The organism is Caballeronia sp. LZ033 (genome assembly GCF_031451265.1).
In the GTDB taxonomy this organism is placed as follows: Bacteria; Pseudomonadota; Gammaproteobacteria; order Burkholderiales; family Burkholderiaceae; genus Caballeronia.
The window spans coordinates 515,013-540,519 of sequence record NZ_JARUXQ010000004.1; the positions used below are offsets into that span (position 1 = coordinate 515,013).

A 25,507-nucleotide genomic window follows, 5' to 3' on the forward strand; every position below is an offset into this window, starting at 1 on the left:
GGCACCTGTGAGGGTTCTGTTCAGTGTTCATGTCTTGTTGTAGCGGTAACTATACGAGCCTCGCGATCATCCTGCTTACGTCTTCTTTCAAGTCACTGCGCGGGCGTGTTGCCGTGCGTTGCAGCCATTGCTTCGTCGTCTGGTGCAGCGCGTGTGTCCCAGCCGCCGCCCAGTGCCTTGACCAGCGCCACTGAAGTCGTGCGTTGCTGGCCCTGGATCTGCACGTCCTGGCGCTCGCTCGTGAGCAATTGTTGCTGTGCGGTGATGACGTCGAGATACGCGACCAGGCCGCCTGAATAGCGGTCGTTCGCCAGCGAGAGCAGACGCTGCGCGTCGTTGACCGCCGCGTGCGACTGCTTCGCCGCGCCATCCAGCACCGACAGTCCGACGATGCCGTCCTGCACCTGCTGGAACGCGCCCAATACCGTCTGCCGGTAATTCGCGACCGCCGCAACATAGCCTTCATTGGCGAAGTCGACGGCAGCGGAGCGGCGCCCGCCATCGAACACGACCTGGCTCGCCATCGTGCCGATGGTCCATAGCAGGCTCGGCGCGGAGACGAGGCTGGCGAGCGCGGTGCTTTCCCAGCCGACCGTGCCGTTCAGCGTCAAGCTCGGGAAGAACGCCGCGCGCGCGACGCCGATCTGCGCGTTGGCCGCAGCCATCGCGCGTTCAGCGGAGGCGACGTCAGGCCTGCGTTGCAGGATGTCGCTCGGCAGACCGAGCGGAATGGCCGGCAGCGGATGCATGGCGAGATCGGGCGCGATCGAGAACTGCGGCGCGGGCGTGCCGACGAGCGCCGCAATGGCGTGCTCGTACTGCGCCCGCTGGGTCAACAGCAATTGAGCCTGCACGCGCGTCTGGTCGAGCAGCGCCTGTTGCTGGAGCACGTCGAGACCCGACACCGCGCCCAGATCGTGTTGCGCCTGCACATAATCGAGCGCCTTCTTTTGCAGCGCGACCGAGCGATTCAGCACGTCGAGCTCGGCATCGAGTTCGCGCAGCGAGAAGTAGCTGCTGGCGAGGTCGGTGGTGAGCACGAGACGCGCGTTCGCCAGGTCGTCGCCCGATTGATCCGCCGAGGCCCGCGCGATTTCCACTTCACGGCGGATGCGCCCGAACAGATCGATGTCGTAATTGACCGTCGGCGCGAGCTTCAGGTCGTTCTGCACGGTGGTGGCGTTCGGCGTGTTGTAATTGTTGACCGGACGATTCTTCGAGATGCGCAGGCGCGATGCGTTCGCGCCGAGATCGACCTCGGGCAGCGCGAGCGCGCCCGTTTGCGCCAGTGTCGCGCGTGCCTGCGCGTAGTGCGCGCTGGCGGCGGCGAGCGTCTGGTTCTGCGCGAGCGCCTGGGTTTCGAGCGCGTTCAGCGTGGCATCGTCGAAGCCTTGCCACCAGTCGGGCGCGAGCGGCGCATGCGACGGTTCGCCCACGCGCCAGTAGGAATCGGTCTTCCAGGTGGGCGGCGTGTCGGCGTCGGCGCGCCGGTAGTCGGGACCGACCGTGCAGGCCGCGAGCAGGGAAACAAGCGTGAGGCCGAGCAGCGCTTTCATGATGCAGCCTTCGTTCCCGACGCGGCCTGCTGACCCGGCTGTCCTTGCTTCTGCTGCGGCGCGATGACCACATGATCGCCGTCCGCAATGGAGTCACTCGGGTTGATGATGATCTTGTCGCTCGGCTCGATCCCGCTCTCGATTTCCAGCGATTGCCCGAGATCCTGCGCGATCACGATCTTGCGCAATTGCACGTGCCCGTTTGCATCGACCACAGCGACGCGCGGCCCTTCGGAACGGAACAGCAGCGCATTGCCCGGCACCAGCAGACGGGCATGCGCGGCCGCCGGCAGCGCGACCTGCACATAGGCGCCGGGCCGCAGGCGGCCGTCGGGATTGGGCAGCGTCACTTCGATTTGCAGCGAACGGGTAGGCACATCGATGGCGCCCGACACATGCGTGATCTTGCCGTGGAATTTCTCGCCCGGCAGTTCCGCCTGCGTGACGGTGGCGTCCTGTCCGACGGAGACGTTCTGCGCATAGGCCTGCGGCAACTGCACGAACACGCGCAGCGGATCGGACTGCGCCAGCGCGAAGAGCGCGCGGCTCGTGCCGCTGCCGGCATCGATGAGATCGCCGACATCGACGTTGCGCTGCGTGACCACGCCCGCGAACGGCGCGACGATGCGCTTGAACGATTCGAGCTGGCGCAGGCGCTTCACGTTGGCGTCGGCGGCGGCGAGATTCGCGACGTCCTGGTTGTAGGTGCTTTGACGTTCATCGAGTTCCTGTTGCGAGACCGCATCGCGCTGACGCAACTGCTGCCAGCGATCCAGCGAACTCTTTGCAAGACCGAGGCTCGATGAGGTCTGGTCGCGCTGCGCGACGGCCTGCGCGAGTTCCTGGTCGATCTCGGGCGTATCGAGATCGGCGAGCAGCTGGCCTTGCTTCACGCGTGCGCCGATATCGACATACCAGTGCAGCAGATAACCGGTGGCGCGTGCATAGATCGGCGATTCGACGAAGCCGCGCAGCGTGCCCGGCAAGGTGGTTTCAGCGCCGCTGTCGGTGTGCGAGGGCTGCACCACGTTTACGTACTGCTGCGCGTTCTGCTGCGTGCGCGTGGCGATGGAGCGGTTGTGCACCATGTCCGTGACGACGGTGCGCGCGGCGCCGATCGCCAGCAGCGCGAGCACGATGACGAGCGCAAGCTTGGCGCGCTTCCATTCGGCATGGCGCGGCGGCAGCGCGGGCCCTTCGTCGGAGTCGCGCGCGGGAATCGCAAGCGAGGCGTGGTTCTTTTCGGTCATGTTCGTGATCGGGTCTATATCGATATCAATGTTGTCCGCTTGCGGCGTCGCGCTGCGAAGGCGTCTTGCGCGCGGCGCGGCGCGCGAGCCTTGCATGGATGCCCGCGAAGATGAGCGGCACGAAGAAGAGCGTGGAAACGGTTGCGAACAGCAGCCCGCCAATCACCGCGCGGCCGAGCGGCGCGTTCTGTTCGGCGCCTTCGCCGAGGCCGAGCGCCATCGGGATCATGCCGATGATCATCGCGAAGGCGGTCATCAGCACCGGGCGGATGCGGCTTGCGCCTGCTTCGAGCGCGGCGGTCAGCGGCGGCATGCCGGCGTTCAGCCGTTGCCGCGCGAAGGACACCATCAGGATGCTGTTGGCCGTGGCGACGCCCATCGTCATGATCGCGCCGGTGAGCGCGGGCACGGAGAGATGCGTGCCGGTGAGAAAGAGCATCCAGACGATGCCCGCGAGCGCGGCGGGCAGCGCGCTCACGATGATGAGCGGATCGATCCACGACTGGAAGTTCACGACGATCAGCAGATACACGAGCACGATGGCCATCGCGACGCCGATGCCGAGCCCGAAGAACGACGTGCGCATCGTCTCGACCTGGCCGCGCACGACGATCTGGCTGCCGCGCGGAAGCGTCTTGCGGGCTTCGTCGACGAGATGATTGACCTGGCGTGCGACGCCGCCTAGATCGCGGCCCTCGACGCTCACGAACAGGTCGATGACGGGCCGGATGTTGTAGTGCGTGACCACCGCGAACTGGCTTTGCGGCGCGATGCGCACGAGATTGCCGAGCAGCTGCGTGGGCCCGTTGAGCGAGGCTGAGACCGGCGTGCGCAGCAGTTCGTCGATCGACGAGACCTGATACTGCGGCGTCTGCACCGCGAGGTTGTACTCGACGCCGTTGCGCGGATTGAACCAGAAACCCGGCGCGGTCTGCGAGCTGCCCGACAGCGACACGAGCACGTTCTGCGCGACGTTGTTCGCATTGAGATTGAGCTGTTGCAGACGCGTGCGGTCCATTTGCAGGTCGATGACGGGCTCGTCCAGCTTTTGCTGGATATGCGTATCGACGTTGCCGGGAATCATGCGGATCTGCTTCATCAGCTTGCTCGCGGCTTCGAAGTTTGCCTGGCCGTTTTGCCCCTGGATCTGCACGTCGATGGCGGCGGGCAGGCCGAAGTTCAGGATCTGCGTGACGATGTCGGCCGGCTGGAAGAAGAACTCGACGCCCGGGAACAGGCGCGGCAGCCGCGCGCGCAGTTCGTCGATGTAGGTCTGCGTGGGCGCGTGATCGGCGGTGAGCGCGACCTGGATCTCGCCGTCCAGCGTGCCGATCGTGCCCGCGTTGCTGTAGGACAGGTTGATGCCGCTGTAGGGCAGCCCGAGGTTGTCGAGGATCGTCGAGAGTTCATGCTGCGGCACCACTTGACGCACGACGTTTTCGACCTGGTCGGCGAGACGCGCGGTTTCCTCGATGCGTGTGCCGGTCGGCGCGCGCATGTGCATGCGGATGTCGCCGGCATCGACGCTCGGGAAGAAGTCTTCGCCCAGGATGAACACGAGGCCCGTGGAGATCACGCAGAAGCCCAGGAACAGCGAGCCGAACAGGCGCCGGCGTACCAGCAGCGTCGAAAGAATCACGATGTACGCCGCGCGCATGCGCTCGAAGCCGTGGTCGAAACGCCGATGCAGCCGCATGAAGACATTGGGCCGGGCGTGCGCATCCGGTGCGTGCGCGTGGCCCATCAGCAGCATCGCGAGCGTCGGGACCAGCGTGCGCGAGAGGATATACGACGCGATCATCGCGAACACGACCGCTTCCGCCAGCGGCACGAACAGGAACTTCGCGACGCCGGTCAGGAAGAACATCGGCACGAACACGATGCAGATGCAGAGCGTCGAGACGAGCGCGGGCACGGCGATCTCGCCGGCGCCTTCGAGAATCGCTTCGTGCAGGTCGGTGCCCATGTGCAGATGGCGCTCGATGTTCTCGATGGTCACCGTGGCGTCGTCCACCAGGATGCCGACCGCGAGCGCGAGGCCGCCGAGCGTCATGATGTTGATGGTCTGCCCGAGCGCGTGCAGCACGATCAGCGAGGAGAGGATGGACAGCGGAATCGAGATCGCGATGATGCAGGTGCTGCGCCAGTTGCCGAGGAACAGCAGGATCATCGCGGCCGTGAGCGCGGCGGCGATCAGCGCTTCACGCACCACGCCCTGCACGGCCGCCTTGACGAACACGGACTGGTCGAACAACGCGCTGATCTTGAGATCGGGCGGCAGCGAGGCGCGCGCTTGCGGCAACAGGTCCTTCAGCGTGTTGACGATGGACAGCGTCGACGAGTTGCCGTTCTTCAGCACCGAGATCAACACGCCGCGATGGCCGTCCTGCCGCACGATGTTGGTCTGCGGCGTGAAGCCGTCACGCACGTGCGCGACTTCGCGCAGATAGGTGGTCGCGCCGTTGATGGTGCGCACGGGAATGTCGTTCAGGCCCGCGACGGTGGCAGGCGAGCCGTTCATGTTGATCGTGTATTCCTTCGGCCCGATCTTTGCGGTGCCGGTCGGCAGGATCAGGTTCTGGGCGTTCACGGCCTGCACGACGTCGGTGGGCGTGAGGCCCTTGGCGAGCAGCGCGCGCGTGTCGAGATCGACGGAGATCACGCGGCTCTTGCCGCCGTACGGATAGGGCACGGCGGCGCCGGGAATCGTCACGAGCTGCGGACGCAGGAAGTTGAGCGCGGTGTCGTTCAGGTCCTGTTCCGATTGCTTCGGGCTGGAGAGACCGAGCTGGATCACCGGAATGCTTGACGCCGAATAGCTGATGACGAGCGGCGGCGTGGCGCCGGGCGGCATCTGCTTCAACTGCGCCTGCTCGACCGCGACGGTCTGTGCAATCGCGGTCTGGATGTTCGCCGTGGGTTGCAGGAAGAGCTTGATGATCGCGATGCCTTGCAGCGACTGCGATTCAATGTGCTCGATGTTGTTCACGGTGGTCGTCAAGCTGCGCTCGTTGACTGACGTGATGCGGTTGGCCATGTCCTGCGCGGAAAGGCCGGTGTAATTCCAGATGATGCTGACGACAGGGATGTCGATTTCGGGGAGTACGTCTACCGGCGTCGTCAAGAGGACGAAGGGCGTCGCCAGCAGGATCATGATGGCCATCACGATGAACGTGTAGGGCCGCTTCAGCGCAACGTTGACTATCCACATTGAGTCGTTCGGAAGAGCTTGGAAAGGGCGCGGCGGCGAGCTTGCATGCGGCGCGCGGGACGCAATGACGGACGAGGCGGGCGAAGATCTGCCGTGACGCTATGGTAGTGGCCGCGCGCCAACGACAATGTGGCGTGAATATGGCGCGTATGTCAGATTAGGCGATTTGAAAGCAAGCGCTTGAAAGGGCGCGTTCATCGCTTGCGTGTCGGGGAATACAACGGCGTCGGCGCTGATCAATTCCGGCAGCGGACGAGCGGCGAGACGGCGCGGGAACGCTCGCAGAGGAAGGGAACCGCGCGGGGGTCTCGACGGGATGAAGCGTGGGCTTGCTGGTTACTGTGCGGGTTGCTGCATGGCGGGTTGTCCGGCGGCGGAGGAACCATCGGTCGATGCGCCGTAAGCGCTCGACGACTGCACCTTGGCTTCGGCGGCCTGGATGTTATCGGGGTAGAAGGCGTCGCGTTCGGACGGGTTGTAGCCTGCCTGCTCGACGCGTTGCAGGTCCTGTTTGACCTGGGCGCGCGTCAGACCATCGGTTTGTGCCAGCGCGGCGAGTGGAGTGGCGGCGAGTGCGACGATCGCGAAGCGGGTGATCAGTTTCATGAGGGACTCCTCGAACGTGGTGACGATGAATGCGGCGCATGCCTGCAAGTCATGCACGGCCACGGGCTCATTCTATGTTTCGGGTGGTGACGACATGCTGGCGTTCAAATGACGCTTTCGTCAGATTGGAGCGCGTGTCGGATTGCCGGTAAAGGGGTGTTGAAGGCAGCAGGGAAGTGGTCTGTAAAGGTTGAAGGCCGGTGATAGACTCGCCGGCTTGGGCGAACGTGCTGCTCGCGCCGGGTTCAATTAAGCATCGCAGTGGGGATCGATAAATTGCCGTTCAATCTGCCGACTACGGCCACCGCGCCGTTCTGTCCTTCCGAAGTCAAAGGCTCCGTGGCCGTTGCATCCGGCGCGCCGCTCTGGAAGAAGCTGCTGCAATTCGCGGGACCCGGCTTGCTCATTTCCATCGGCTACATGGATCCGGGAAACTGGGCGACGGATATCGAAGCCGGCTCGCGCTATGGCTATGGGCTGCTGTTCGTCGTGGTGCTGTCCAGTCTCGCGGCGATGGTGCTGCAATGTCTTGCCATGCGGCTCGGCATCGTCACGGGGAAGGATCTTGCGCAGTTGTCGCGCGAACGCTATGCGAAGCCGGTAGCGAATGCGCAGTGGGTGCTGGCCGAGCTGTCGATCATTGCGTGTGATCTGGCCGAAGTGCTGGGTGGTGCGCTCGCGTTTCATTTGCTCTTCGGCGTGTCGCTGATCTGGGGCGTCGTGCTGACAGCGTTCGATACGCTCATCGTGCTCGGATTGAAGGGCAAGAACTTTCGTGATCTCGAAGCGATCATGCTCGGGCTGATTGCGACGATCGGGATCGGTTATGTGGTGGAGCTCGTGCTCGTGAAGCCGCACTGGCCTTCGGTGGCGGCCGGGCTCGTGCCTTCGATCCATGCATTGAGCCAGCGGGAGCCGCTTTATCTCGCCATCGGGATTCTTGGCGCGACTGTGATGCCGCATAACCTTTATCTGCATTCGTCCATCGTGCAGACGCGGGTGGTGGAGCGTGACCGGACAAGTCTTCGGTCTGCGATCACGCTTTCACGGCTGGATACCATCGTGTCGCTGATTCTCGCGCTGATGATCAACGCGGCGATCCTGATCCTGGCGGCGTCGGCGTTTCATGCGACCGGGCATACGCAGGTGACCGAGATCGAGGACGCTTATAAGCTGCTTGCGCCGATCGTGGGGACGGGGCTGGCGGCGGTCTTGTTCGCGGTGACGCTGTTCGCGTCCGGGCAGAGTTCGACGTTCACCGGGACGATTGCCGGGCAGGTCATCATGGAAGGGTTCTTGAGGTTCAAGATTCCCTGTTATCAGAGACGGTTCATTACCCGGGCGCTGGCGTTGATCCCTGCGCTGATCGGGGTTTATTGGCTCGGGAATGGGGCGGTGGGGAAATTGCTGGTGGGGAGTCAGGTGGTGTTGAGTTTGCAGTTGCCGTTTGCCTTGTATCCGCTTATCCGGATGACCAGCGATCGGAGGCTCATGGGGGAGTTCGTCAACGCGAGTTGGATGAAGGTGGCCGCGTGGGGGTTGTTTGTGGTGATCAGTGCCGCGAATGCTTGGCTTGTGGTGCAGACGGTGGGGGAGTGGGTGGGGTGAGACGTCGGGTCAAGAGCCCGCGACGTGAAGCACGATCCGAACTCGTGTTTCCTCCGCGGGCCCGATTGGTCGCAATGCTACTTCACCACACTCACCGTCCCATTCGACTTCGCCGCCACCGCAGCCGGAATCGCAGCCTCCACCGGTTGCCCTTGATCGACCGTCGTCCTCCCACCATCCTTGAAGAACGCCTGCTCCGCGGCCTTGTTAAGAACGAGAATACTGATCCGCCGATTAGTCGGCTCATCAACCACATCCTTGTTCAGCGGCAGCACGTCAGCCAGCCCGCGCACCTGCAGCACCTTGCTTTCCTTCATCCCCCCGGCCACCAGCGCGCGCCGCGCCGCATTCGCGCGCTCACTCGACAATTCCCAGTTCGAATACCCGGCCTGACCACCGGAATAGGGCACCGCATCCGTATGTCCCGCGATCGACACGCGGTTCTCCACATCGTTCAGCGAAGCCCCGATGTTGGTCAGAATCGTGGTCACATAACCTTCGAGCCTGAAACTGCCGGAAGCGAACATCGGCCGATTGAGCGAGTCCACGATCTCGATACGCAAGCCTTCGCTCGTGATCGCGATCCGGATCTGATCCTTGAACGCACGCAGCGCCGGCGTCTGTTCGATCAAGGCAGTCAGCTTCTGCTTCAGTTGCTGAAGCTTCTGCAAATCCTCCATCGCAACAGCGGCGCGCGCGATGGTCTGCGGCACCGGCTGCGTCTGGCTCTTCTTGCCTTCGCCGGGACGCGTGCTCGACAGATCCTGACCGCCGCCGGTAATCACGCTCGTATGCGTGGACGCACCGCCATCGTTGCCGAACAACGCCGACAACGGCGTGTTGAAATACTGCTCGATGCCTTCCTTGTCGTACTTCGACGTGGACCCGAGCAGCCACATCAACAGGAAGAACGCCATCATCGCGGTGACGAAGTCGGCGTAGGCGATCTTCCACGCGCCGCCGTGATGGCCATGTCCGTGCGCCTTCTTCTTGCGTTTCACGACCACGGTGGGCGCAAGTACGGATTGCAGCGGATCGCGTGACGGTTTCTCAGCCATGAGAGTGATTTCCTTCTTGCGTGCGCGTGCAGGTCAGGAAGCCGCTTTCGGCATCTTGGTCGCGCGCACCGCGTCGTCCAGTTCCTTGAAGCTCGGGCGGTCCGCCGTGAACAGCACCTTGCGGCCGAATTCCACCGCAATAGTCGGCGCGTAGCCGTTCATCGAAGCAAGCAGTACCGACTTCACGCACTGGAACGGTTTCGCTTCCGCAGCGCCCTTTGCATTGAGCAGATCGGCGAGCGGGCCGATGAAGCCGTAAGCCAGCAGAATACCGAGGAACGTGCCGACCAGCGCGCCCGCGATCATCTCGCCGAGGATGGCGGGCGCGGCGCCCACCGAACCCATCGTGTGCACCACGCCCATCACGGCGGCGACGATACCGAACGCAGGCAGGCCATCGGCCATCTTCTGGATCGCGTTGGCCGCGACCGAGCTCTCGGTGTGATGCGTCTCGAGTTCCTCGTCCATCAGGTCCTGCATCTCGAGCGCGTTGACATTGCCCGCCGACATCATGCGCAGATAGTCGACGATGAAGTCGAGCAGATGATGATCGGCCATCACGTGCTCGTACTTCTGAAACAGCGGGCTGGATTCGGGCGCGTCGACATCGGCTTCGAGCGCCATCATGCCTTCCTTGCGCGCCTTCTGAAGCAGTTCGTACAGCAGCGCGATCAGCGCGACGTACTTCTCTTTGGTATAGCCGCCGCCCTTGAACGCCTTCGGGATGGATTGCAGGGTCTTCTTGAGCGTCGCGGTTGGATTCGACACGACAAATGCGCCGATCGCCGCCCCGAAAATGCACAGCAGCTCGAACGGCTGCACGAGCGCGGCCAGGTGGCCGCCGACGCCGATGAAGCTGCCGATCACCGAGCCGATGACCACCACCCATCCGATGATGACAAACATGATTTCTCCGCAGTTTTCCGCGCGCCGCGGGCCGTGCGTGCTTGCTTGAAGAAAAGACGCGCACGGCTCGCGACGCATTGTTCGCTTGTTCAGGCTCTTAACGGCCGGTAAGAACGGGAAATGAAGGGTGTCCGGAGCAAGTTTTTCTGCGCAAATGTTTGCGTCGTAAATGTTACGTTCCGGCCGATCGGCGCCGCGGACGCAAGGCAGTCGCGCTGTGATGACGTGGCAGGTAATGGAACGGGCGCATCCGGTTCGACTAAGATCGTCCGCATGAACTCGACTCTCGTCCACGCCCTTGCTGATCCGGCGTCCTCCGCCCCGGACGCGACCGTCGGCGCGCTGCTGCGCGAATGGCGTCAGCGAAGACGCATGAGCCAGCTCGATCTGGCCGGCGAGGCCGATGTCTCGACGCGGCACCTGAGCTTCGTCGAATCGGGGCGGGCGCTGCCGAGCCGGGAAATGGTGATGCGCCTCGCCGAACAGCTCGATGTGCCACTGCGCGAGCGCAATACGCTGCTGATGGCGGCAGGCTACGCGCCGCTGTATCGGGAGCGCGCCCTGGCCGATCCGCATATGGCCAGCGCGCGCCGCGCCGTCGAACTGGTCCTGAAAGGTCACGAGCCGTTTCCGGCACTTGCCATCGACCGCCACTGGAATATCGTCGCGGCCAACGCGGCGCTGCCGCCGCTGATCGTATCCGCCGATGCCGCGTTGCTGGCGCCGCCCGTCAACGCGCTGCGCCTCTCGATGCATCCGCGCGGACTCGCCGGCGTCATCGACAACTGGCACGAGTGGCGCGCGCATCTGCTCGCGCGGCTGCATCGGCAGGTGGAGGTGTCGGGCGATCCGGTGCTGCTTGCACTGCACGCCGAACTGGAGGCGTATCCCGCGCCCGCGCACGCCCACGCGCCGCCGTCCAGGCGTCACGAGCCCGATCCGGTGGTCGTGCCGCTGCGCCTGCGCACGCCGCATGGCATGCTTTCGTTCTTCAGCACGACCACGGTGTTCGGCACGCCGGTCGACATCACCTTGTCCGAGCTGGCGATCGAAGCCCTGTTTCCCGCCGACGACGTCACCGCCGCCATCCTCGGCCGGCTCGCCGAGGCACGACGCTGAACTTGCGCCGGCGCGCACGGGCTTACAGAATGGAACCTCGTGCGGGCAGGCGGATCAATCAGAAAGGCAGGCCGGATATTCCGAGCCTGGTGAGCTTTTGTCCAACCAACGCGGAAGATAGCGATGATTCAAACATTCGAGCAAGTGATCGGCGGGCAAAGCATGCAGTTCTGCGCAAGCATTGCGGACGGCGGCGGCCCGCCGCGCGTCATCATCAGCCGCGCAGATTCGGCGGAGTCACTGGTGATCGTCGAAGCGGAAGGCATCATCAGCACGATCAAGGCGGAAGTGGAAGCGCCCGCGTCGCTCGTTGCCGATGCCGTTCGCAAGGCGCAGCAGGAAGCGCTCATCGAGCGCGCACTGGAAACCGGCGCTGTGCAGACCACGAGCCTGTAGGCTTCGCGGCAGCCGGCGTCACACAAACGTGCCCGCGCGGTTCTTCGAGCCGCGCGGGCATTGTCTTGTCAGGCGGAAACGTCCGGCGCTACAGGCGCGGTTCGCCGTTTTTCGGATCGGCGGGCACCATCGGCGTGGCGGAATCCGGGCCGTCAGGCATGTCCGGATCGTCGGGGTTCGGCGCCGCATCGGGATCGAACAATTCGTCGGGATCCGGTTCGTACGGCTCTTCAGGGGAACGGGGCAGCGTCGACATCAGCTTCTCCTTGAGGTTGGATGGCTTCAGGCTCCGAGGCAGCTTGCTTCGATCCGGTCTGCCCCGGGCGTCTCGCTTGATCGTTGCAACAGGCGTACCCGCTGACTGACACGCGTCAAATTGCTGCATTTAGTCAACATTCTCCGAAAGCGCGTTGCGCACGCAGTCTGACGGGCGATCCTTGTTTGTCTGCGCCGAATTGCTGATCTGACGCGCAACCAACGCCGTGCCCAGCAGGAGCGCGACGGAAATTCCGGCCGACCAGCGCACGGCATCGACGATATGCGCCGCGCCCGCCGCGCCGTCCCCATGACCCGCGAGCGCGCCGAACGCCGCGACCCCGATCGCTCCCGCCGCCTGGCGCGCCGTGTTGAGCACCGCCGACGCCGTCCCCGCGCGCTGCTGGCCGACGGTGCCGAGCAAGGCGGTCGTCATCGCGGGCACCGCGAGCCCCATGCCGGACGGAATCAGCAGGAACGGCAATAGCAGGGCGGCCGTGGGCGTGTGCGCATCGACGAAACAGAGTGCGGCGAAACCGGCGGCGTCGAGCAGCGCGCCCGCGATCATCGGACCGCGCGAGCCGAAACGCGCCACCACGGGTCCGCTCGCCAGGTTCGAGATGAGGAACCCGCCCGTCAGCGGCAGGAACGCCAGGCCCGTTTGCAGCGGTGTATGGCCGAGCACGCGTTGCAGGTACAGGCTCAGAATGAACACCGTTCCATAGTAGGTGAGATTCACTCCGATACCGAACAAGACCGCCGCGCTGAAGGTGCGCTCGGCGAACAGCGAGAGCGGCAGCATCGGCGACGCGCTTCTTCGTTCAGTCGCGATGAAACCGCCACCCGCCGCCAGCGCGAGCAAAAATCCTCCCCACACGAGCGGATGAGCGATCCCGAGCGGCCGCCATTCGATCACCGCGCCCACCAGCGCCGCCAGCGCCACGATCGCGAGCGCCTGACCCGGCAGGTCGAGACCGCGGGCGTCATGCGCATTCTTTGGTTGCGCGGCCCGCACCCACAGCAACGTCGCCACGATACCCGCCGCGCAGACCGGCAGATTCACCCAGAAGATGCTGCGCCAGCCGAAGGCCGCGATCAGCAGGCCGCCGACGATCGGCCCCGACGCAATCGACACCGCGCCCGCCGCCGTCCAGAGCCCGACAGCGCGAGCGCGCAGCCGCTGATCGTGGCCGCACGCCGCGTTGAGCAGGGCGAGCGAGTTAGGCAGCATCGCGGCAGCGCCGACGCCCTGCGCCGCGCGGGCGGCGATCAGCTGCGGCGCATCGGTTGAAAAGGCGCACGCAAGCGATGCCAGCCCGAACAGCAGCAGTCCGCCGAGAAACATGCGCCGCGCGCCGAAGCGGTCGCCGAGCGAACCGGCCGAGAGCATCAGCGCGGAAAACGCGAGCGCATAGCTGTCGACGGTCCATTGCAGGCTCGAGACGCTCGCGCTCAGATCGCGGCCGATGCTCGCGAGCGCCACATTGACGATGGACACATCCAGCTGGGACACGACAAAGCCGACGCTGGTCGCGGTCACGACGAGCTTCTGCCGCCCGGAAAGATGCGCGGAGGAGGAGGAAAGGTTCGAGTTCATGCCGACCATCGTAGGCGCGTCGCGCGTTCGATGTTTCGGGCTGGCCTGAAACGTGAAATCCGGACATCGGACCAAAAAAATGGCGCACTGCATCAGCAGGTGCGCCATTTTTCTCGAATGAAACCCGAACTTAACGGGCGTGCTTGATGAACAGCGTCGTCAGCGCGCCCACCACGCACAGCGCGGCGACATACCACACCGGCGCGAGCGGGCTCGACTTCATGAACAGCGAAACGACAATGGGCGTCAGTCCGCCGAACACCGCGTACGCGACGTTGTACGAGAACGAAATGCCCGAGAAACGCACGGCGGCGGGGAACGACTTGACCATCACGAACGGAATCGCGCCAATCACGCCGACGAAAAAGCCCGCGACCGAATACCACGGCAGGAGCGCGGAGGCATCGACGGCGACTTCGCGGAACAGCATCCAGTACGACACCGCCAGCGCCAGGCCGCCGATGAAGATGGTCTTGCCCGCGCCGATCCGGCCCGCGATCGCGCCGGCCAGCACGCAGCCGATCGTCAGGAACAGCGTCGCGGCGCAGTTCGCCATCAGGACCGTCGCCGGGGCGAGGTGGAACTGCTTCTGCAGCAGCGTCGGCGTCATCAGGATCACGACGACGATCGCCGCCGACAGCATCCACGTGAGCAGCATCGAAACGATCACGGCGCGGCCGTGGTCGCGCAGCACGGCCTTGAGCGGCAGTTCCGCCGCGAGCGACTTGCGCAGCTTGAGTTCGGCGAAGACGGGCGTTTCGTGCAGCCAGCGGCGCAGATAGACCGAGCACAGCCCGAACACGCCGCCCAGCAGGAACGGCAGGCGCCAGCCGAAAGCGGCGACGTCGGCGGGCGTGAACGCCTTGTTGATGCCGGTCGCGATCAGCGAGCCGAGCAGGATGCCCGCCGTGAGGCCTGCCGTCAGCGTGCCGCATGCATAGCCGATATGCCGCGCCGGCACGTGTTCCGACACGAACACCCACGCGCCCGGCACTTCGCCGCCGACCGCCGCGCCCTGCATCACGCGGAACAGGAGCAGCAGCACGGGCGCCATCAGGCCGATCGACGCATACGTGGGCAGCAGGCCCATCAGCAGGGTCGGCACCGACATGAGCAGCACGGAGAGCGTGAACATGCGCTTGCGTCCGAGCAGGTCGCCGAAGTGCGCCATGATGATCCCGCCCAGCGGACGCGCCAGATAACCCGCCGCGAAGATGCCGAAAGTCTGCAATTGGCGCAGCCAGTCAGGAATGGCCGGCGGGAAGAACAGCTGGCCGATGACCGGTGCGAAGAACACGAAAATGATGAAGTCGTAGAACTCGAGCGCGCCGCCGAGCGCGGCGAGCGTGAGCGTCTTGTAGTCGCCGCGCGTGAGGGCGCGGCTGGCCGCGCGCGGGGCGTCGGACAGAGGTGTTGCCTGCATCGAAAGAAAACCCGTGAGTGAAAAGACCACGCGTGACGCGCGGGCAGGGCGAGGCTGTGCCCGATGCGGGAAGGGTCGGGTGCGCCGGATGGGCGCGCGGCGGATCCGGGTGTGGAAAACGCCGATGACCGGACAGGTGCGGAGTCGAGAGCCGCCACCCGTCCATCCGCGCTGCGGGAAGCGGCGGAGAGCCGCGGCGCAGCTTGCTACGCGACGTCTCGGTAAAACGGCGTAAGCGGGGACTGAAAAGCCAGACGCGCGATGTTACAGGATGCAAGCGGCTGAAAAAACGAAATGCCGTTCTATTTTTTGCAGGGGTTGCGCGCATAAGACGGCACGAGATTGTCCTCATGCCCGGACACATGCATTGACAATTCAGACGAGTCCGATGGGAAAGCGGCGCGTGCTTGCCCAGAATGCCGAGTTCGAAGCGCCCGTCTCATCCCTTCGACGAGACGCCCGGCGGATGCCTTTAGCCGCGCATCCGCTCCATGTCCCTTGGACTCATCAGGTAAGACACCATGCGCGTCGCCGTTCTGCAAACCGATCCGAGTTATCGAAATCTCGTCAGCGACGTCGTCAAGCGACTCGGCCATACCTGCGTGACTTTTGGCGACGGCCTCGTGCTGTCGAAAGCCCTGTCGCGCTCCACGGTCGATCTGCTGATCCTCGACTGGAATTCCACCGGCCTGTGCGGACTGGATCTCCTCAAATCCGTGCGCTCCAGCTTCGGCGAGCGCGTGCCCGTGCTGTTCGCCACGCCGGACGGCGCCGAGCACAACGTCGTGTGCGCGCTCACCGCCGGCGCGGACGATTACGTCGTCTATCCCATCCGTCCCGGCGAACTCGGCGCGCGCATCGAGGCGCTGCTGCGGCGCGCCTATCCGACCACGTCGAACGCCTGCCTCGAAATCGGCCCGTATCGTTTCGACGCCCGCCAGCAGATCGTCACGGTGCGCGGCAAGCCGGTGCAGCTGAGCGGCACGCAATTCCGGCTGGCGCAGCTGTTCTTCTCGAACATCGGCCGCGTGCTGTCGCGCGATCACATCTTCGCGATGGTCTGGGGACGCGAGTTCCGCGAAACGACGCGGACCATCGACAGCCACGTGTCGCGTCTGCGGCTCGCGCTCGAAATCGAGCCGGTCAACAACTTTCGGCTGCAGCCGGTCTACAAGAGCGGGTATCGGCTGCTTCATCTGTACGACGACGGCAAGGGAAGAGGCGACGAGCGCGTCGAGTCCGCCGCCGCGCAGATCGCCGCCTGACGGCGGGGGCAGCCAGCGTGGGTCGCATCGCGATGCATCGTGGGGGCGGCACGCATTTTTTTCAGGGCGGGGCGCTTTTATAATCGAGCGCCAGAATCCCTCGCGCTTCCGGCGCGCGGCATTCGACCTCAACCCGATTGCACCCCGACACCACGACGCATGACGAGCACGGCAGCCCCATCGAGCGGGACTTTCATCGCGCGCCCTCCGGCATCCACGCTTGCCGACATGCTCGGGCATTTCGCCCAGCTCGCGCCGGTGTTCGACGCCATGCCGGACATCGTGTTCTTCGTGAAAGACCGTGAAGCGCGCTATGCGATGGTCAACCGCACGCTCGCCCGGCGGTGCGGCTACAAGGACAACAAGACGGCGTTGCTCGGCAAGACCGCCGAAGAAGTGTTTCCCCGCCGCTTCGGCCGCATCTACACCGCGCAGGACCAGGCGATCATCGCGCAGGGGCATCAACTCATCGACCAGCTCGAACTGCATCTCTACCCGGGCCGCGAGCCGGGCTGGTGCATGACCTGCAAGCAGCCGTTGCTGGACGGCCAGGGTGCGATCGTCGGGCTGGCGGGCATCTCGCGCGACCTGCAGGCTGCCGAAGGCACGCATCCCGCCTACAGCCGGCTTGCCGCGGTGGTCCGGCACATCCAGGAGAACTACGTCCAGCCGCTCAACATGCGGCAACTCGCGCAAATGGCCAACATGTCGATTGCGCAACTGGAGCGCTATTTCCACAAGGTGTTTCACCTGACGCCGCGGCAGGTGCTGCTGAAGACCCGTCTCGACGCCGCCACCGCGCTGCTGGTCTCACAAGACGACAAGGTCACGGACGTCGCGGCGTTGTGCGGCTATACGGATCACAGCGCGTTCACGCGCCAGTTCAAGGCGACGGTCGGCATCACGCCGTCCGAATACCGCGCGTTGCTGCAATCGGGCACAATGCGCCCCGATTCGCCGCAGGACACAAAAGTCTGACGGGAAATCGGGGTACAACTGGTCCCTGAATTACATGGTCGTGCGGTTCCAGGGCGGATCCGGCTGCGTGTAACCGGCGCTCAGGCCCGCCAGACGGGCGGTCGCGGCTTGTTTCGAGAAAACCGGTCCGCTTCTTGCTCGAACACGCACGCCACGGCCAGCGACGATTCGCCGGGCGTGGCAAGAAACCGCGAGGCGTTCCGCACCGGCGCACGCGCGGCTCAAATAGCGGTGCGTTCGGAATTCCCGCCGCGTTTTCGTGTCAACAAGGCGCACCGCGTGTTTGCGGAGCGCCCGATGCGGCGAGTCAAGGAGACCGTCGCGAGAATTCCGTTTTTGGCAGTTGAAAAGAACATCATGAACGAAGTAGCAAGACTGGGGCATATGCGGATCGTGCTCATCGAGGACGATCCGGAAAGCAGGGCATCGCTGCAGATGCTGTTGCAAGAGGAGGGGGCCGAAGTCATCGCCGTAGCCGACGCCGAGGACGGCGCGCAGGCGGCGATCGAGCATCTTCCCGACGCGGTGATCTGCGATCTCGACCTTCCTGAAATGGATGGTTTCTACCTGATCCAACGTTTGCGGGACCATGAAATACGCGGCAACCTGCCGCCGTCCGTCGCCATCGCGCTGACGGGACACGATGGCGAAGAATACCGCCTGCGCAGCATCGGCGAAGGTTTCCAGCACTTCATGACCAAACCCGTGCATCCCGATGAACTCGTCACCTTGATCCAGGATGCGGCCGGAGCGCGCGTCGTGATGTAGCGCGCCGAAGGCCATCGCACGCGGCGCGCTGCGCCGCGTGCCGCTACGCGCTCAGGACCGGTCGCGGTTGCGTGCCCGAGTTGCGCCCGTGATGATCGCAATGCCGAGCATGATGACGGCGACGATCATGATCGTGTGCTGCGAGACGTGCATCGCGACGAGCGCCCACGACACGCCGCCGATCAGCACGAGCCATCCGACGAGGTAAATGATCAACGTCATCGTTTTCTCCTTCTCTGTTTCTAGTTGTCGACAGGTAGAGGCATGCTGCCTGCAAGATGCGTACCGGCGCCACGGGCCGGTGTGTCGGGGATATTGATAGAATCCGAGCCACTCTTTCTTCGACACGGCAGACCGAGACTATGTCGCATGCTCATGAGGTGGTTCGAGAAGCAGACCGGTGCGTGGCGTTCACCTGCAATATTTGCGGACAGGCCAACAGCGTCGAGAAGGCGCGGCTGACGCGCGAGGAGCCCAGCTGCACCTCGTGCGGCTCGACCGTGAGGATGAGGTCGATCGTGCAGGTGCTGACGCGCGAATTGTTCGGGCGAAGCATGACGATCGCGCAAATCGATCCGCCGCGGCCGGATATCGTCGGCATCGGGATGAGTTGCTGGCATGGCTACGCCGGTCCCATCGCGCACCGGATTGCGTACCGCAACACCTTCTATCACCAGGAACCGCGGCTCGACATCACGCAGATCGATCCTGCGATGGAAGGGACGCTCGACTTCGTCGTCTCGACGGATGTGTTCGAGCATGTTGCCGCGCCGGTGCACAGGGCTTTCGACAATACGCGCAGGCTCCTCAAGCCGGGCGGCGTGTTCGTGTTCACGGTGCCTTACTTCCACCAGGGCGAGCAGCACGTCCTCACGACGGAGCATTTCTCCGATCTCCACGATTACCGGATCGTCGAGGATGAATACCTCGGTCCGATGCTGAAGAATACGAAGCCGAATGGCGACGTGCAGTATTTCTACAACCTCGTGTTCCATGGCGGCCCGGGCGAGACACTGGAGATGCGGCGCTTCTCGGAATGGTCGGTGCTGGAGGAACTGAAGCTAGCCGGCTTCAACGACCTGACGATCTATCGAAACGACGATCTGCCGTTTGGCATCGCCTGGCCGGCCGGTCATTCGGCGCCGATCGCCGCGCGCGTGGACCCGGATGCTTCCGGGGTCACGGTGCGGGTGCGGTGAGCGACACGGAAAATTCAAACTCATGCTGACGGTCCACCACCTCAACAACTCCCGTTCGCAGCGCGTCCTATGGATGCTGGAAGAACTGGGCGTCGAATACGAACTGAAGCGCTACCAGCGCGATCCGCACACGATGCTCGCGCCGCCCGAGCTGCGCGCCGTGCATCCGCTCGGCAAGTCGCCGGTCGTGACGGACGGCGACCTGACGCTCGCGGAGTCGGGCGCGATCATCGACTACCTGGTCGAGCGTTACGGCGAAGGGCGCTTCTCGCCGCCGCCGGGCGTTTCGCCCGAGCGCGTGCGCTACACCTACTGGATGCACTACGCCGAAGGCTCGGCCATGCCGCCGCTGCTGCTCAAGCTGGTCGCGCGGCGTCTTGAAAGCGCGAAGATGCCGTTCTTCGTGCGGCCGATTGCACGGCGCATCGCGCAGACGATGCAGAGCAGCTTCATCGATCCGCAATTGCGGCTGCACTTCGGCTACATCGACGCCGAACTCGCCAAATCGCCCTGGTTTGCCGGCGATAGCTTCAGCGCCGCCGACGTGCAGATGAGCTTCCCGCTCGAAGCGGGCAGCCAGCGCGCGGGGGCCAAGCAGTTGCCGCATATCCGCGCGTTCCTCGAACGGATCCATGCGCGGCCCGCGTACCAGCGCGCGCTGGAACGCGGCGGGCGTTACGACTACGCGAGCTAGCCGACGCTAACCAAAACTAGCCATCCGGCCAGGTTCGGAACGCCCGGCCTCTTGCGTACAATGAGCCGCACAAAGTCAATCGCTGGACGCAAACCCAAAGGCAAGCATGGCTCGAATCGTTCCTGACGACTGGAAGAATCTCGAAGCAACGGGCGCGGCCGCGCGCGAGCTCGAAACCCTGACGCGGCTCGAAAAGCTGCCGGACGAGTACACGGTGTATCACGGCGTGCACTGGACGCGCGTCAACGAAGGCTTCTCGGTATTCGGCGAGGCGGATTTCGTCGTCGTGGCGCCGTCCGGACGCGTGCTGATGATCGAACAGAAGGCCGGCTTCCTGCGCGAAACCAATGCCGGCCTCGTGAAGGTCTATCTGCAGAAGGAACGCAACGTCGCCATCCAGCTGGCGCGCACGCTGGAAAACCTGCATCGGCGCTTCACGGCGGCGTTCGGCGCGGGCACCTACCGGATCGAGGAACTGCTGTACTGCCCGGATTACACGATCAAGGACGCGGCCATTGCGGGCGTGCCGCCTGCGCGGATCGTCGACGCCAGCCGCAAGGACAAACTCGCGCGCGTCGTGCTGGATATCCTCCCGCCGGATGAACCGCGCTTCGAGGCGGCGGCCCGTATCCATCACTTTCTCGCCGACGAACTCTCCCTCACGCCCGACACCAACGCGCTGGTCGGCGCGGCCAATACGCTCGTCACGCGGCTCTCGGGCGGGCTGGCCACCTGGGCACGGCGGCTCGAGTTCGAACCGTTCCGCTTGCGTGTGATCGCGACCGCCGGCGCGGGCAAGACACAGCTCGCGGTGCGCGTGATGCGCGAGGCGCTCGCGCAGGGCAAGAGCGTGCTCTATGTCTGCTTCAACCGGCCGCTTGCCGATCACATCCGCGCCATCGCGCCGAAAGAGGCGAAGGTCGCGAATTACCATCAACTGAGCGCGGCGGTGGCGCGCGATGCAGGCAGCCCGCCCGACTTCAGCCAGCCCGATATCTTCGCCACGCTCGAGGAGCGCTTCGCCGCCGTGCCGGTGCCGGAGCACTGGAAGACCGACGTGCTGATCGTCGATGAAGGCCAGGACTTCCAGGCGGCCTGGGTCGAGGCGCTGGAACGCCTGCTGAACCCGGCCGGCGCATGGTGGTGGCTCGAAGACCCGATGCAGAACCTGTATCTGCGTGAGCCGGTGCCCTTGCCGGGCTGGACCATCCTGCGCGAATCGACCAACTATCGCAGCCCGCGCGATCTCCTGGGTTTCATTCGCAAGATCGTCGGCCCCGAGGTGCGGCTCGACGCAGGCAGTCCGTTCGACGGTTCGGACGTCAGCATCGCCACCTACGAGAACGGTCACACCGAGGAGATCGTCGAGGCCACCAAGCGTGCGATCACGCAGGCGCTCTCGCTCGGTTTCCGCAAGCAGGACATCGCGGTGCTGTCGTTCCGCGGCCGTGAAGGCTCGGCGCTCACGGCGGTCGAGCAGCTCGGTCCGCACAGGCTGCGTGCGTTCACCGGCACCTACGACCTGTTCGGCAACCCGGAATATCGCGAAGGCGACGTCCTGCTCGAATCCATCTATCGCTTCAAGGGCCAGTCCGCGCCGTGCGTGATCCTCACCGAAGTGGACTTCGACCCGCTCGACGAACAGGCCGCGCGCAAGATCTTCGTCGGCGCCACGCGCGCGACCATGAAGCTGATCGTCGTGGCCTCCGAACGCGCCGCACGCGCCATCGAGGCGCTGTAGCGGCCGGCTGCCCGTGACGAGTTCCGTCTCTTCCGTGCGCGGCCCGGCCGTGCGTCCATGGTTCCGCCGCCTGTGGTACGCGGCGCTGGTCGCGCTGGCCATCGCGCCGCCCATCGGCGCGGTCGGTTACATGCTCTATTCGGGGCTGCTCGCGCGCGAAACCCATACGCTCGTCGCTCCGTACGACGTGTATTGGGATGCCGCACAGTTCCAGATCGCCTACGAACGCTTCGAGAATCACGTGCTGCTGTACCGCAACGGCATCGACGAAGATGCCGACGCCGTGCGCACGAGTTATCGGCTGCTGCGTGCGCGGCTGCTGCAGGTCTCGTCGTCGCCGGGGCTCGCCGCCGGCCATGAAGCGCTGTTCAACCGGCAGCGCGAAATCCTGCGGCAATTGCAGACCGCGTTCGATTCCATCCAGGCCGACGTCGATGCCATCGATGCCGAGCGAAGACACAGTCTGCGCATCGTCGGCGTGCTGCGCCAGAATGCGCCGGTCGTGGCGGAGCTGGCGAGCGGGCGGCGCCTGATGGATGTGGCCGAGCGCGAAAGCATCGTGCGCGATTTCGACGCCAAGCGCCGCTATCTGATTCTTGGCGGCATTCTGCTCGGCATCCTGTCGGCGGCGGCCACCATGCTGCTGCTGTTCAACGGCTACCGCCGCACGCGCCTGATCGAACAGCAACGCACGGCGCTCGCGGCCGAGCACCAGGCGACGCGCGCGGCCCGCGAAGCCGGCGTCGCCAAGGACACCTTCCTCGGCATGCTGAGCCATGAACTGCGCACGCCGCTGCATGCCATCGTGTCGTCGGTGGAACTGCTCGGGCTGAACGCGCGCGGCGATGCGGATCGCAAGATCATGCACCGGCTGGAATCCGGCGCGCGTCATCTGGAAGCACAAATGCGCGACCTGACCGACTACGCGCGGCTCGGCGCGGGCAAGCTGGAACTGCGCACCATGGCGTTCGATCCGGTCGAACTGCTCGAATCGATCGTCGATGCGAATGCGTCCTCCGCGACCGCCAAGGGGCTCGCGCTGCGCGGCGACTTCGCGGGCGAGCGCGGCCCGCTCGAATCCGATGCGCATCGCGTGCGGCAGATCGTCACGAATCTCGTCACCAACGCCATCAAGTACACCGATACGGGTTCGGTCGAGGTGCACTTCATGCGCACCGAGAAGCGCCTCGACATTTCCGTCATCGACACGGGGCCGGGCATTCCGCGCGAGCAGTTGCCGCTGATCTTCCAGGAATTCACCCAGCTCGATTCATCGAGCACGCGGCGTTTCGACGGCGCCGGCATGGGCCTCGCCATCGTGCGCGGACTGGTGGAACTGCTCGGCGGCAAGATCACGGTGTCGAGCGAAGTGGGCCAGGGCGCGGCGTTTCGCGTGAGCCTGCCGGTCGTGTCGGTGGATCATCTGCCCGCGCGCGCCGAGCTCGACGCGGCGGCGCCGGCGCAGCGCAAGTCGCGCGTGCTGGTCATCGACGACCACGAGTCGATCCGGGAATCGCTGAGCGAAATGCTCACGCATCTGGGCTATTCCGCGGTCGCCATGCCGGAGGTGGACAGCGCACTCGCCTGGCTGCGGGCCAACGACGCCGACGTGATCCTGGCCGACCTGCACATGCCCGGCAAGGACGGTTACTCGTTCGCCAACGAATACCGCGCGCGCATCGCGCCCGGCGCCAGCGTCCCGATCATCGCGGTGAGCGCATACGCGCCCGAGCTGGTGGATCCGAGCGCGGCCATCCTGTTCTTCGACTATTTGCTGAAGCCGGTGCGCTACGAAGTGTTGAAAGGCGCCGTCCACCGCGCTGTGATGGCACGGCGGCGCGTGAGCTGAGGGCCGGCAACGCGCCTAGCTGCGCATCAGGCGCTTGGAGAGATCGGCGACCAGAATGCCGAGCCGGGCGGGCTTTTCGAAGCACGTGGCATTGTAGTCGCGGATCAGCTGGCTGATCTCCGATTCGCTTGCCTTGCCCGTGGTCAGTTCGCCGGTGAGCACGAAGATCGGCGCATCCGGATTGTCCGATTCACGCACCGCGCGGATCGCGCCCGCCGACGTATGCACGCCGAACAGCCAGTCGATCACCACGGCATCGAAAACCTGCGACTGCAAGGCTTCGAGGAAAGCGTCGAGACCATAGAAGGCCATCGCCGTGAAGCCGGTGGCTTCGAGATAGTCGTGCAGGTTGTCGGCGGAGGCGTGGTCGTCATCGACCACGGCGATCACCGGCTTGTCCGTGTCCGGGCGGCGCGGCTGGATCTCGATCTTGTGGACGTCGCTCGCTTCGTGCAGCAACACGCCTTCGTGCTTGCTGACGATCCAGCGGCCATTGAGTTTCTGCGCGATGAAATCCGGACGGCTGCCCGGATCGAGCGCATTGCCGACCCACGCCATGCAGGGAATCTCCACCGAGCCGAGCTTGAAGACGGCGTCGTGCGCGGTGCCTTCGGTTTCGTCGGGGCGGGTGTTGATCGAATCGAACAGCTTGAGGGCCGGTTCGTCGAAAGCGTCGGCGACCCGGCGGATTTGTGCGAGCGTCCACGGACTGTTGCCGCGCAGCTTGCGGTGACCTTGCGAAAAACTCAGATCGAGAATGCGGCACAACTCAGCGGTCTGTTGCCGCTTGCCGATGCCATGACGGCCCATGAGCTCGCGCACGCGTTCAGCGACGGCGAGTGATTCCGAAGAAGACGTTTCAGTGACCATACCGCCAGCGGAGTGAAAAGTGGGACTGCGGGAGGGGAACAGTCTGGCGCGACGATCGGCCAGGCGCAGTCGAACGGACATTGTAAAGGGCGCGGCCCGACGCACTCAAAAGGTGCCGGCAGATTCCTCGTACTGCATTGATTGAATTGAAGAAAAGAATTCTTCCGACAAAGCGCGCAGTCGCGCCGGCAGCAATCTCCCGGCGCCGCGCTCGCGCTGATCCTGCCTTACTGCGGCTGAATCTCGGCGGCCTGCAAGCCCTTCGGTCCCTGGCGCACTTCGAACATCACGCGCTGGTTCTCTTGCAGCGACTTGAAGCCGTCGGCGCGGATTTCCGAGAAATGCGCGAACACGTCGGGCGTGCCGTCGTCCGGCTGGATGAAGCCAAAGCCCTTTGCGTCGTTGAACCACTTCACAGTACCAGTTGCCATTGTTTCCTCTTCTTGCAGCGTTGAGCGAGACGGCGTCCCGCCTGGGTTGATCAATACGGTTTTGCAGCAGTGCCGGGATCAGGCCATCGCCGCCACGCGCGACCGGGCGGGCGCGGCGGCCACGGGAATCTCGTCGAGCAGGGACGACAGTTCGTGGTCGCCATTGCCGCCGCTGAATTCGCGCAGCGTCGCGAGCAGCGTGCGCCACGGCGCGGGCCAGCGCGTTTCGCGCACACAGCGGCCGTTGGCGTCGGTGATGCGCAGCAGGGTGGTGTCTGGGTAGTAGGTGAGCGTGACGGGCATGCCGTCGAGAACGCAGGTGGCGGTACAGGCTTTCGGTGTGAACATGCTTTCTTGTAGATGAGTGATCGTCGTGCGCGCGGCATGCGCGTTTCAATCGACGGCCGCTGACTTGAGCAACGTGCGTGCCTGAGCGTTCGAAAGACGAATTCCCCGGCTGACAGTCTGGAGCGATTAGCCGCAGTATTCGCGCAGGTTGAACGGAGTATTGTCCAATTTCACGACAATTGACGTCACACGACGATTTAGACTTCAACCGGGTCAGACTGGAGTCGAAATCGTGTTGCTTGCCGTCATGTTGATCAGCCCCGTGGGCGTCGCCGCGCTTTTTGCATTCGCGCGTTTCGCAGACAGAACTTTCCGGGACAGCGCTTTCCTGGCGGAAAATCGCTTCTTGCAGGTCGGCGGGGGTTCGCGGCCACGCGAA

At 64.6% G+C, this 25,507-nt stretch carries 23 protein-coding genes; 10 read left to right on the forward strand and 13 right to left on the reverse strand.

Going from position 1 to position 25,507, the window contains the following annotated elements; translation table 11 throughout:
- Positions 1 to 92: 92 nt before the first annotated feature.
- The 4 genes from QCE62_RS29560 to QCE62_RS29575 form a co-directional block, all read right to left on the reverse strand.
- Positions 93 to 1,556 carry an efflux transporter outer membrane subunit gene (locus QCE62_RS29560; RefSeq protein ID WP_309926039.1) on the reverse strand — a complete coding sequence of 488 codons (1,464 nt, stop codon included), beginning with the start codon at positions 1,554 to 1,556 and terminating at the stop codon, positions 93 to 95.
- Positions 1,553 to 2,806 carry an efflux RND transporter periplasmic adaptor subunit gene (locus QCE62_RS29565; protein WP_309926040.1) on the reverse strand — a complete coding sequence of 418 codons (1,254 nt, stop codon included), beginning with the start codon at positions 2,804 to 2,806 and terminating at the stop codon, positions 1,553 to 1,555. The genes QCE62_RS29560 and QCE62_RS29565 overlap by 4 nt, the downstream gene beginning before the upstream one ends.
- A gap of 25 nt (positions 2,807 to 2,831) precedes the next feature.
- Complete coding sequence (locus QCE62_RS29570) at positions 2,832 to 6,017, reverse strand: efflux RND transporter permease subunit (RefSeq protein WP_309926041.1); 3,186 nt, start codon at positions 6,015 to 6,017, stop codon at positions 2,832 to 2,834.
- Between the two features lie 336 nt (positions 6,018 to 6,353).
- Complete coding sequence (locus QCE62_RS29575; protein WP_309819837.1) at positions 6,354 to 6,623, reverse strand: DUF4148 domain-containing protein; 270 nt, start codon at positions 6,621 to 6,623, stop codon at positions 6,354 to 6,356.
- A 276-nt stretch (positions 6,624 to 6,899) separates the two neighbouring features.
- Between QCE62_RS29575 and QCE62_RS29580 the strand changes: the two genes are divergently transcribed.
- Positions 6,900 to 8,231 carry an Nramp family divalent metal transporter gene (locus QCE62_RS29580; protein WP_309926043.1) on the forward strand — a complete coding sequence of 444 codons (1,332 nt, stop codon included), beginning with the start codon at positions 6,900 to 6,902 and terminating at the stop codon, positions 8,229 to 8,231.
- 77 nt (positions 8,232 to 8,308) lie between these two features.
- On the opposite strand, the gene motB is transcribed toward QCE62_RS29580, so the two are convergent.
- Positions 8,309 to 9,289 (reverse strand): flagellar motor protein MotB, encoded by a 981-nt coding sequence (gene motB, locus QCE62_RS29585; protein ID WP_309926045.1) that lies wholly within the window; start codon positions 9,287 to 9,289, stop codon positions 8,309 to 8,311.
- Between the two features lie 33 nt (positions 9,290 to 9,322).
- Positions 9,323 to 10,195, reverse strand: a complete 873-nt coding sequence (gene motA / locus QCE62_RS29590) for a flagellar motor stator protein MotA (RefSeq protein WP_309926047.1) — start codon at positions 10,193 to 10,195, stop codon at positions 9,323 to 9,325.
- A 273-nt stretch (positions 10,196 to 10,468) separates the two neighbouring features.
- On the opposite strand from motA, the gene QCE62_RS29595 reads away from it, so the two are divergent.
- Complete coding sequence (locus QCE62_RS29595) at positions 10,469 to 11,314, forward strand: helix-turn-helix transcriptional regulator (protein ID WP_309926048.1); 846 nt, start codon at positions 10,469 to 10,471, stop codon at positions 11,312 to 11,314.
- Between the two features lie 123 nt (positions 11,315 to 11,437).
- On the forward strand, positions 11,438 to 11,710 hold the full coding sequence (locus QCE62_RS29600) for a hypothetical protein (RefSeq protein ID WP_309926050.1): 273 nt from the start codon (positions 11,438 to 11,440) through the stop codon (positions 11,708 to 11,710).
- An 88-nt stretch (positions 11,711 to 11,798) separates the two neighbouring features.
- Here QCE62_RS29600 and QCE62_RS29605 read toward each other — a convergent pair whose 3' ends face one another.
- From QCE62_RS29605 to QCE62_RS29615, 3 genes are all read right to left on the reverse strand, one after another.
- Positions 11,799 to 11,966: a hypothetical protein gene (locus QCE62_RS29605; protein WP_309819848.1), complete on the reverse strand. Its 168-nt coding sequence runs from the start codon at positions 11,964 to 11,966 to the stop codon at positions 11,799 to 11,801.
- A 129-nt stretch (positions 11,967 to 12,095) separates the two neighbouring features.
- Positions 12,096 to 13,562, reverse strand: coding sequence for an MFS transporter (locus tag QCE62_RS29610; protein ID WP_409017937.1), 1,467 nt, complete (start codon positions 13,560 to 13,562; stop codon positions 12,096 to 12,098).
- A 130-nt stretch (positions 13,563 to 13,692) separates the two neighbouring features.
- On the reverse strand, positions 13,693 to 14,985 hold the full coding sequence (locus QCE62_RS29615; RefSeq protein ID WP_309926053.1) for an MFS transporter: 1,293 nt from the start codon (positions 14,983 to 14,985) through the stop codon (positions 13,693 to 13,695).
- Between the two features lie 521 nt (positions 14,986 to 15,506).
- Between QCE62_RS29615 and QCE62_RS29620 the strand changes: the two genes are divergently transcribed.
- The 3 genes from QCE62_RS29620 to QCE62_RS29630 all read left to right on the forward strand — a co-directional run bounded on the left by QCE62_RS29620 (position 15,507) and on the right by QCE62_RS29630 (position 17,996).
- A complete protein-coding gene (locus tag QCE62_RS29620; RefSeq protein ID WP_309819853.1) occupies positions 15,507 to 16,250 on the forward strand; it encodes a response regulator transcription factor in 744 nt (247 codons plus the stop codon).
- Between the two features lie 159 nt (positions 16,251 to 16,409).
- On the forward strand, positions 16,410 to 17,228 hold the full coding sequence (locus QCE62_RS29625; protein ID WP_309926054.1) for an AraC family transcriptional regulator: 819 nt from the start codon (positions 16,410 to 16,412) through the stop codon (positions 17,226 to 17,228).
- Between the two features lie 297 nt (positions 17,229 to 17,525).
- Positions 17,526 to 17,996, forward strand: a complete 471-nt coding sequence (locus QCE62_RS29630; RefSeq protein WP_404986150.1) for a response regulator — start codon at positions 17,526 to 17,528, stop codon at positions 17,994 to 17,996.
- A 51-nt stretch (positions 17,997 to 18,047) separates the two neighbouring features.
- Here the strand turns inward: QCE62_RS29630 and QCE62_RS29635 are convergent, their stop codons facing one another.
- Complete coding sequence (locus QCE62_RS29635; protein ID WP_309819855.1) at positions 18,048 to 18,218, reverse strand: hypothetical protein; 171 nt, start codon at positions 18,216 to 18,218, stop codon at positions 18,048 to 18,050.
- Between the two features lie 56 nt (positions 18,219 to 18,274).
- On the opposite strand from QCE62_RS29635, the gene QCE62_RS29640 reads away from it, so the two are divergent.
- The 4 genes from QCE62_RS29640 (at position 18,275) to QCE62_RS29655 (ending at position 23,479) form a co-directional block, all read left to right on the forward strand.
- Entirely contained in the window at positions 18,275 to 19,195 is a 921-nt protein-coding gene (locus tag QCE62_RS29640; protein WP_309926055.1) for a class I SAM-dependent methyltransferase, read from the forward strand.
- 22 nt (positions 19,196 to 19,217) lie between these two features.
- Positions 19,218 to 19,889, forward strand: coding sequence for a glutathione S-transferase (locus QCE62_RS29645; RefSeq protein ID WP_309926056.1), 672 nt, complete (start codon positions 19,218 to 19,220; stop codon positions 19,887 to 19,889).
- 106 nt (positions 19,890 to 19,995) lie between these two features.
- A complete protein-coding gene (locus QCE62_RS29650) occupies positions 19,996 to 21,630 on the forward strand; it encodes an ATP-binding domain-containing protein (RefSeq protein ID WP_309926057.1) in 1,635 nt (544 codons plus the stop codon).
- A 13-nt stretch (positions 21,631 to 21,643) separates the two neighbouring features.
- Positions 21,644 to 23,479, forward strand: a complete 1,836-nt coding sequence (locus tag QCE62_RS29655) for an ATP-binding protein (RefSeq protein WP_309926058.1) — start codon at positions 21,644 to 21,646, stop codon at positions 23,477 to 23,479.
- Positions 23,480 to 23,494: 15 nt separating this feature from the next.
- Here QCE62_RS29655 and QCE62_RS29660 read toward each other — a convergent pair whose 3' ends face one another.
- The 3 genes from QCE62_RS29660 to QCE62_RS29670 form a co-directional block, all read right to left on the reverse strand.
- Positions 23,495 to 24,349, reverse strand: a complete 855-nt coding sequence (locus QCE62_RS29660) for a helix-turn-helix domain-containing protein (protein WP_309926060.1) — start codon at positions 24,347 to 24,349, stop codon at positions 23,495 to 23,497.
- A 227-nt stretch (positions 24,350 to 24,576) separates the two neighbouring features.
- Positions 24,577 to 24,780 (reverse strand): cold-shock protein, encoded by a 204-nt coding sequence (locus QCE62_RS29665; RefSeq protein WP_309837892.1) that lies wholly within the window; start codon positions 24,778 to 24,780, stop codon positions 24,577 to 24,579.
- Between the two features lie 78 nt (positions 24,781 to 24,858).
- The gene (locus tag QCE62_RS29670; RefSeq protein WP_309926062.1) at positions 24,859 to 25,128 is read right to left on the reverse strand and encodes a hypothetical protein; all 270 of its coding nucleotides are present in this window, start codon (positions 25,126 to 25,128) and stop codon (positions 24,859 to 24,861) included.
- Positions 25,129 to 25,507: the final 379 nt, after the last annotated feature.